This window comes from Acuticoccus mangrovi (assembly GCF_016411865.1).
In the GTDB taxonomy this organism is placed as follows: Bacteria; Pseudomonadota; Alphaproteobacteria; order Rhizobiales; family Amorphaceae; genus Acuticoccus; species Acuticoccus mangrovi.
This window is the reverse complement of sequence record NZ_JAEKJA010000009.1, coordinates 170,396-178,877: the sequence shown is the minus strand read 5'-3', so window position 1 is coordinate 178,877 and position 8,482 is coordinate 170,396. Positions and strand designations below refer to the sequence as shown.

7 protein-coding genes and 1 tRNA gene are annotated in these 8,482 nt (G+C 67.5%); 3 read left to right on the top strand and 5 right to left on the bottom strand.

Annotated features, from left to right (window positions below; genetic code table 11):
* Both JCR33_RS12680 and JCR33_RS12675 read right to left on the bottom strand, forming a co-directional pair.
* The coding region (locus tag JCR33_RS12680; RefSeq protein ID WP_198882449.1) for an amino acid ABC transporter ATP-binding protein at positions 1 to 577 on the bottom strand (577 nt) is incomplete at its 3' end.
* 53 nt (positions 578 to 630) lie between these two features.
* Entirely contained in the window at positions 631 to 1,425 is a 795-nt protein-coding gene (locus tag JCR33_RS12675; protein WP_198882448.1) for a transporter substrate-binding domain-containing protein, read from the bottom strand.
* 243 nt (positions 1,426 to 1,668) lie between these two features.
* Here JCR33_RS12675 and JCR33_RS12670 point away from each other — a divergent pair, with 243 nt between their 5' ends.
* Positions 1,669 to 2,568 (top strand): LysR substrate-binding domain-containing protein, encoded by a 900-nt coding sequence (locus JCR33_RS12670; RefSeq protein ID WP_198882447.1) that lies wholly within the window; start codon positions 1,669 to 1,671, stop codon positions 2,566 to 2,568.
* A gap of 132 nt (positions 2,569 to 2,700) precedes the next feature.
* On the opposite strand, the gene JCR33_RS12665 is transcribed toward JCR33_RS12670, so the two are convergent.
* From JCR33_RS12665 to glk, 3 genes are all read right to left on the bottom strand, one after another.
* Positions 2,701 to 3,837 (bottom strand): MFS transporter, encoded by a 1,137-nt coding sequence (locus JCR33_RS12665; RefSeq protein WP_198882446.1) that lies wholly within the window; start codon positions 3,835 to 3,837, stop codon positions 2,701 to 2,703.
* A 798-nt stretch (positions 3,838 to 4,635) separates the two neighbouring features.
* Positions 4,636 to 4,710: transfer RNA gene (locus tag JCR33_RS12660), tRNA-Gly, on the bottom strand.
* 52 nt (positions 4,711 to 4,762) lie between these two features.
* On the bottom strand, positions 4,763 to 5,800 hold the full coding sequence (gene glk / locus JCR33_RS12655; RefSeq protein WP_198882445.1) for a glucokinase: 1,038 nt from the start codon (positions 5,798 to 5,800) through the stop codon (positions 4,763 to 4,765).
* Positions 5,801 to 5,969: 169 nt separating this feature from the next.
* Between glk and JCR33_RS12650 the strand changes: the two genes are divergently transcribed.
* The gene (locus JCR33_RS12650; protein ID WP_198882444.1) at positions 5,970 to 7,223 is read left to right on the top strand and encodes a GTP cyclohydrolase II; all 1,254 of its coding nucleotides are present in this window, start codon (positions 5,970 to 5,972) and stop codon (positions 7,221 to 7,223) included.
* Positions 7,216 to 8,466, top strand: a complete 1,251-nt coding sequence (locus JCR33_RS12645) for a URC4/urg3 family protein (protein WP_198882443.1) — start codon at positions 7,216 to 7,218, stop codon at positions 8,464 to 8,466. The genes JCR33_RS12650 and JCR33_RS12645 overlap by 8 nt, the downstream gene beginning before the upstream one ends.
* Positions 8,467 to 8,482 lie beyond the last annotated feature (16 nt).

Below are 8,482 nucleotides of genomic sequence, written 5' to 3'. Positions count from 1 at the left end.
GGATGACCTTCAGCACCTCGTTGACGAGCTCCGGATCGAGGGCCGAGGTGGGCTCGTCGAACAACAGGATCTTGGGCTCGAGAGCGAGCGCCCGGGCGATCGCCACGCGCTGCTGCTGACCGCCGGAGAGGCGGCTCGGATAGGCGTCGGCCTTGTCGCCGAGCCCGACCCGCGCGAGGAGCGCCCGCCCCCGCTCACGGGCGACGGCTCCCGCTTCCCGCTTCACCACGATGGGCCCTTCGGTGATGTTTTCGAGCGCCGTCTTGTGGGGCCAGAGATTGAAGTGCTGGAACACCATCGCCATCTGGCGCCGCTGCTCGCTCAGCTTGCGCTCGGGCAGCGGGCGGACCGTGCCCCCCGCCTCGGCGTAGCCCACGAGCTCGCCGTCGAGACGGATCTCACCGTCGGTCGGCACCTCCAGATGGTTGAGACAGCGCAGGAAGGTCGACTTGCCCGAGCCGGACGAGCCGATGAAGCCGATCACCTCGCCGCGCTCGACGGAGAGATCGACCCCATCGAGCACCGTCAGGTTCCCGAACACCTTGCGCAGCCCCTTGACGCTGAGAAGCGGTGCCATCGCTGTTCCTTCTGCAAGGGCGTCGGCCCGGCCGAAGCCGGGCCGGGTCGCGATCAGTCTTCGACCGGGACGTACTTGTCCCAGATGGTCGGGATGTCGCCGATGGCCGTGAAGTAGTCGACGGCGACGTCGAGCCAGGCCTTCAGGTCGTCGGCGTTCTGCCGCAGGCCGATATTGACGTTCTGGGCCCGCACCGGCTCGGGAATGACGAGCGTTCCGGCACCCTTCGCCTGCTTATACTGCGACAGCGTCGGAGCGTTGGACAGGATCACGTCGACACGGCCGCTCTCGAGCTCGAGGATCATGGCGTCGGTGGACTTCACCAGCGTCCAGGTGGCGTCCGGCGCGAGCTTCTGGCCGAGGCGGGTGGTGGAGGCGCCGTCGACGGCGGCGATCTTCACGTCCGGCGAGTTGAGGCCCGCCCAGGTGGTGAAGCCCGAGCTGTCGTCGCCGAGGGTCATGACGCTCAGCTTCGACTGGGCGATCGGCACCGAGAACGACAGGGCGAGGGCGCGCATCGGGGTGGCGTTGAGGCCGCCGACCACGTCGAACTGGTTCGCCTGGAGGCCGGCCGCCGCCGTGCCCCAGGTGGTGGTCACATACTCGACCTTGACGCCGATGCTGCCGAACAGCGTGTCGAAGATTTCCGGCATCATGCCCGTCCACTCGCCGGACTTCAGATCCTTGCGGTAGTAGGGATAGGCTTCGATGGCGCCGACACGCACGGTCTTGTTGGAGACGATGCGCGCGAGCTCGCCGTCCTGGGCCGCGGCGGGCTGTGCGGTGCCGACAGCCAGCGCCCCGGCGAGGGCGAGAGCCAGCATGCGGACCGATTTCGTCATGCTCATGGGGGTCCCTTGTCCTTGATTGCGCGGGCCTCGAAGCGGCCGGCAGGGAGACGATCCGTCGCCGTCGCGTGGCACCTGCCCCGCCCACGGCCTGCCCAACCTAGGCACATCCCCCTCGAATCAGAATTCGAAAGATCGCATAGGTTATGCGATCAATGTATAATGCACAGACACTCACCACTGTGCCGACATGAGCAACACCGGCGACACGATGCCGAAAAGCATCTTCTGGAGCGTGGGACGATGGATCTGATCTGGCTGGAAGACTTTCTGTGTCTCGGCACGACGCTCAGCTTTTCCCGGGCGGCTGCCATCAGAAACAGCACGCAGCCGACCTTTTCACGCCGCATCCGCGCGCTCGAGGACTGGGTGGGGGCGCCCCTCGTCGACCGCAGCACCGTGCCCGTGGCGCTCACCCCGGAGGGGCGCACGTTCCGCAAGGTTGCCGAAGAGATCGTTCAGTCCCTCCACCAGGAGCGGGACAATATCGCCGACGCCGGGCGCAGCAAGCGATCGTTCATTTCCTTTTCGATGCTCGCCAACATCGCCATGTCGTTCTTTCCCGACTGGCTCGACAGCATCGAGGCACGCACCGGACGACTGAAGACGCGGGTGGTGTGCGCCAACCAACACGAATGCGTGGAGCAGTTGCGGGAAGGGCGATGCGACATCTACATCGCCTATTTCCACGAGAGTGCGCTGATCCAACTGGATCCGGAGCGCTTCGACCACATTCGTCTGGCGCATGATAGGCTGATGCCCGTCTCCGCCCCCGACGCCGACGGCGCACCGCTCCACCACCTCGACAGTGAAGGCCCGGTGGCGCTCCTCGACCACCCGCAGCAGACCTTCACGGCGAAGCTCGTGGAGCACCGCCTCATGCTGAACAAGGGCGCTCCGACGTTCGAGTCCCGCCACGAAAACGCAATGACCGCAGGCCTCAAGGCCATGGCGATGCGGGGGCGAGGGCTGCTCTGGCTCCCCCGGCGCCTCGCGACGGAAGAGCTCGACGCGGGCACGCTGGTAGAGGCCGGCGGCCCGCAATGGTCGATCCCCATCGAGATCCGCGCCTATCGCCGCAACGTCGAGGAACGCCGCGACGTAGAGCGCTTCTGGAGCGCGATCCAGCCCCTCGCCGCCTGACCCCGCCGCGCGGGATCGCGACGAGGGGCCCGCTCAGACGGGTTCGCAGATTGCGAGGATCGCGCGCACGGCGATTTCAAGCCCTCTGCCGACTCGCTGCATAAGGCGACGCTGGCTTCGGGATGGAATTCGTCATTTCAGAAGCATGTGCATGGCGAGCGATTGAAGTCCGAACAGGAACGCGAGCGCGCCATATCCGATGAACGGAGCGCCTGTACCGACCGCCCCGATCGCCAACGGCCCGAGCACGTATCCCGCGCCCCAGAAGACGTAGTAGCTCCCTGAGATCACCCCTTTTAGGGGATCCGGCACGCTCTCGCTGAGATCGGCGATCGAGGCCACACAGAACATCCCGAGCCCAACGCTCGCGCCCCCCAGCGGCAGATAGGCCCAGTCGCCGGGAACGGCCGGGAATGAGGCGACGCCTGCCGCCGCCAGCGACATCCCCCAGACCAAAAAGCCATGCCTCCCGATGCGATCCGACAGCACACCGACGACGATCTGAGAAAGGCTGACCGCAGCATAGAACAGGACGAAGAACATGCCGACCGCCGCCGGGCCGAAGCCGTGCGAGACGACGAGGGATGCGGGAAGGACGCTGAGAAAGGCGCCATAGCCGGCGCCGTAGAGCAGGACGCCGAACAGCAACGTCGCGGCCGACCTCCGTTGCAGCACCGCAAGATATTGCCGGACGGTCGGTCTCGCATGGCGGACGGTGCCGGGAGCCTGGCGCAGAAAAAGCAGCACCAGGACCCCCGCGGCGAGGCAGAGCCCCGTGAAGCACAGAAACGGCAATCGGCCCTGACCTCCCGGAGAGATCAGAAGGCCCAACAGCGGTCCGAGCGTCAGACCGATGTGTATGGCGGCGTTGTAGATGCCGATCGCGCGGCCCCTGGCGGCCGGGTAGGCGAGCGACAGGACGGCCGGCCCTAGCGCCCAGATGGGCGCCTCGCCGACCCCCTGTATGGCTCGGCCGAGATAGATCCCGCCCGCCGTTTCGGCCGTGAAGAACACGATGCCCGAAACCGAGCACAGCAGGTAGCCGATCACCAGGAACCGTTTGGGTCCGAGCCGATCGGACAGGACGCCGATCGGCAATTGGGCCAACAGGTAGGTCAGCGCAAAAACGGAAGCGACGAGACCGACGCTTTCAAGCGTTCCCGTCATTGCGTGAACACGTTGGGGCAATAGCGCCACGGTCATCCCGACGCCGAGCATCAACAACGACGCGGATAGACTGAGGACGATCAGGGGAGAAGACTTCGACATGGAGTTCGGGCTCTCGACAGCCACGCGGCCAGGACGGCCACGGCCAGGTGGCCGGGCGCATGTCCAGCTGCGATATTGAAAAAGACTGGGGAGGTGAGAGGAGCGCACGGCGCTTCGCCCTGCCGCTCGGGCAGGGGTGGCCGTGATCGGCTCAAGCTCTCACGATGGCGAGTGCCCCGCGCGCATCAGCGCGTAGCGCGCCGCCCTACCTGGCGAGAGGTGGAGGTGAAACCGCGAAGACGAAAGACGTCGGAGACATTCGGGCCGGGCTTCTCGAGGGGTTGTCGATAGCGCCGACCATAAGGTTTCCGGCCCGAAAGGTAAACGACGAGACGACAGCGGTCGGGTTCGGCCCTGCCCGCGGGACGGACGCCCGCCGGTCCCGCGACGGTCCTCGCAGAGACGAACGACTTTCGATCCCCGTCACGAGCCTCGTGAGGGAGGCACCACGCCGCCGATCGCATCTGTCGAAACCAGCTCGCGACAGCAGCGCTCTCGAAACGGCCGCGCCCAGCAGGTTTCGAGAGACGTTCCATCCAGCTTTGCGGGCGATGTCCGCCATCCGAGCGATCTCGCCGCCGGGCGGGTCGCCGCATCGGATCATCCGCGACCGGGCGCAAGCCCAGCGGAGGGATGTTCGGGTGACGCGGCCCCTACCGAACCGCTCGATGCCGAACCGCTCGATGCGACCGTCGCCGGAACTGCCGACGACCCGCGTGGCTATTGGTCCCGCGACCCCCGATCGGAAAATCCGATGGTCATCGCCGCGCCATCAACCACTGATTTTTCGAGGAATTTTGGAGCGGGCGATGGGATTCGAACCCACGACCCCAACCTTGGCAAGGTTGTGCTCTACCCCTGAGCTACACCCGCGCTCCGTCGTTGGGCGCTTATGGACGATCCTTTCGTGCGGCGCAAGCCCCTTCTAGCGGTCGAAGCGGCGATCTTTGAGATCGAAGGAAAACCGCTCCGGCATCGTCGCGAACGTCGCCATTCCCGCCATCGCCGGCTTCGGCTCGGTGATGAGGAAGCTCGGGATCGAGGCCATGATCGCCTCGTGCGGCGCCTTGCTCTCGAACGCGGCACGGAAGCCGCTCGTGGCGAAGCGGTCCTTCACCCGCGGCGCGACGCCGCCGGCGATGTAGACGCCGCCGCGGGCGAGGAAGATCAGCGCCAGATCGCCGGCGAGACGACCCAGATAGGTGAGGAAGAGGTCGATCGCCTCCTCCGCCATCTGATCGCCGTTCGCCGCCGCGCCGGTGACGTCCGCCCCCTTCTCGCACCACGACGCGTCGATGCCGGCAAGCCGCGACAGGGCGTGATAGATGCGCATCAGTCCATCGCCCGACATCAGCGCCTCGCCCGAGATGCGGCCGTGAAAGCGCTCAAGGTGCGGCCAGATCTCGAAGTCGCGCGGGCTCTCGGGGCCGAAGCTCACGTGCCCCCCCTCCCCGGCGATCGGCGTGTAGCACTGGTCGGCATAGACGAGGGCGGCGACGCCGAGACCGGTGCCGGGGCCGATCACCACGCGCGGCTCCCGGCTCATCGCCTCGCCGCCGCCGATCTGCATCAGCTGCTCGCCCTCGAGCGCCGGCAGCGACAGGGCCAGCGCCTCGAAATCGTTGAACATGATGACGGTTTCGAGGTCGAGCGCCTCCGCGAGCCGGGTCGGCTCGATCACCCAATCGGCGTTGGTGAGCTTGACGCTCTCGCCCCCGACGGGCCCGGCGAGCGCGATGAGCAGCGACCGCGGCAACACCGAGGTGGTGTCGAGCACGATCTCGGTCGCCGCCGACACGAAGTCGGGAAAGGCATGGGTCGGCTTCGTCGGGAAGATGCGCAACGGGCTGTGCGCTTCGGTCAATACGCCGAGCCGAACGTTGGTGCCGCCGATGTCGGCGATCAGCACCGGGAAAGGAATCGGATGGATGTCGCCGCGGCGACGACGGGGCGGAAACGTCATGATAGCGTCACCATAGAGAACCGATAGCGTTGGTTGAAGAGAAATCACGCCACCATCTTGCGGTGCGTCGGGAATTCCGCACTGGCGCAGGCAAGTTAGATATGCGATGGGGCGCGCTTCTTTTGCGCGATGCCGTCCCGTTCGACGGCCCCTCTGGGAGACATGCGCCATGGGCGATTCGGTCAACCGCAAAACACACATCCGCCTGACGTCGCACCCGGGAAGCGGCAAGAAGATGCGCTTCCCGATCCACTGGGGCGCGCCAACACCGCAGGAGCGCGGCCCCATCGTCGGCACGGTGACGGAGGCGGCCGACCGCAACGCCATCGGCACCCACGGCGGCTCCTATTCGCTCTACCGCGCCCTCGCCGTGACGTCCGGCGCGCTCAACCCAATCCGCCGGCCCGACCTCACCAATACCGCGCCGACCCATCAGATCGGCCCCTTTCCGTCGTGGACGGACCCGAAGAAGATCGTCTCGCTCGACCCTTGGGGGCATATGGCGGCCGAGGCCTTCGCCGGCATCATCGGCGAAGGCGTCGACATCCGCCCGACCATCGCGATCACGCGCGCCCACCTCACGCTGCACGAGTTGAAGGACGCGCTGCGCCTCGGCCGGCTCAAGGCCGACGGCAAGGTCATGAAGGAGTCGGGCGACGTCGCCGTCACCAAGGCGGCGATCGAGCCGGTGTGGTATCTGCCCGGTCTCGCCGAGCGCTTCGGCGTGGAGGAGACACGCCTGCGCCGCGTCCTCTTCGAGCAGACCGGAGGCATGTTTCCCGAGCTCGTCACGCGTCCCGATCTTCTCGTCTTCCTCCCGCCCATCGGCTCCATCACCGTCTATATCTTCGGCGACCCGGAGGCGATCCAGGACCCGAAGCGCCGCCTCACCTGCCGCGTCCACGACGAGTGCAACGGCTCCGACGTGTTCGGCTCCGACATCTGCACCTGCCGCCCCTATCTGGTGCACGGCATCGAGGAGTGTATCCGCGAGGCCCAGGCGGGCGGCGCCGGCCTCATCGTCTACAACCGCAAGGAAGGGCGTGCCTTGGGCGAGGTGACGAAGTTCCTCGTCTACAACGCGCGCAAGCGGCAGGAGGGCGGCGACACCGCCTCCGAATATTTCGAGCGGACCGAGTGCGTCGCCGGGGTGCAGGACGCCCGCTTTCAGGAATTGATGCCCGATACGCTTCACTGGCTCGGCATCACTCGGATCGATCGCTTCGTCTCCATGAGCAACATGAAGCACGATTCGATCATCAATTCCGGTATCGAGATCGGCGAGCGCGTCACCATCCCCGACGACCTGATCCCGGCCGACGCGATGGTGGAGATCGAGGCCAAGAAGGCGGCCGGCTACTACTCCGACACCGACGTGACGAGCGACCTCAAGACCGTCAAGGGCCGCCTCCTCGATGAGTGAGACCGCCGACGAGGCGGCGCTCGAGGCGGCGCGCTATCTGCTGTCGGCGGCGGCGATCCGCGAGCGCTCCGCCGCCCTCTTCGCGCGGATCGAGGATGGGTCGTCGGAGCATTTCGCCTTCGCCCCCGAGGCGATGGGGCCCATCGCCGACATGGTCGCGGCGCTGACGCGGGAGCGCTTTGCCGACCTCGAGGTGCCGTTTCACTCCCGCTGGCGCCATTTCGAGGCGGGGGGCATCGACCGCTTCGCCAGCCTCGCCGCCGCCCGCGGCTGGGCGAGCCCCGCGGAGGCGGCGCGCGCGATGGGCGATCTCGCCATCGTGTCCGTGCTTCTCGACGCCGGGGCCGGGCCGCTCTGGCGCTATCACGAGGCGGCGACCGGCGAGACGATCGGCCGCTCCGAAGGTCTCGCCCTCGCCTCCTTCGCCATGTTCGCGGCCGGCTCCTTCTCCGCCGTTCCGGCCGATCCGCTGCGGGCCGACGCCGCGGCGCTCGACTCGATCGGCAGCGACGAGTTCGCCGACGGCTTCCAGATCGGCCCCGACAACCCCCTCGAGGGTGCCGACGGCCGCCGCGCCCTCCTCGCCAGCCTTGCCGACGCGGTCCGCCTCGCCCCCGATCTCTTCGCGGTGGAGGACGACCCGCGTCCCGGCGGCATCATCGACGCCCTCGCCGCCGAGGCCGTCGACGGCGCGTTACCCGCCCCCGCCATCCTGGAAGCGGTGCTCGACGGGCTGGGGCCGATGTGGCCCGGCCGCCTGACGCTCGCCGGGCAGCCCTTGGGCGATACCTGGCTCTACCCCGCGCTCGGCGACGGCAGCCCGGGCAGCGACCTCGTCCCCTTCCACAAGCTCTCCTCGTGGCTCTCCTATTCGCTCATCGAGCCGCTGTCGGTGCGCGGCGTCACGGTGACCGACATCGACGGGCTGACGGGGCTCGCCGAGTACCGCAACGGCGGCCTCTTCGTCGACGGCGGCGCCTTGAGGCTGCGCGATCCCGCCGCCGCGGCGAGCCCGCACGCGGTGGACGAGCCGCTCGTGGTGGAATGGCGGGCGGCGACCGTCACCCTCCTCGACCGCCTCGCCCCGATGATCCGCGAGCGCCTCGGCGTCGACGCCGCGACACTCCCTCTCGCCTCGATCCTCGAAGGCGGCACCTGGCTTGCAGGACGCCGCTTGGCGCAACAGAAGCGTAGCGACGCCAGCCCGCCCATCGGCATCATCAGCGACGGAACCGTATTCTGACCCGTCGCTCAAAGGA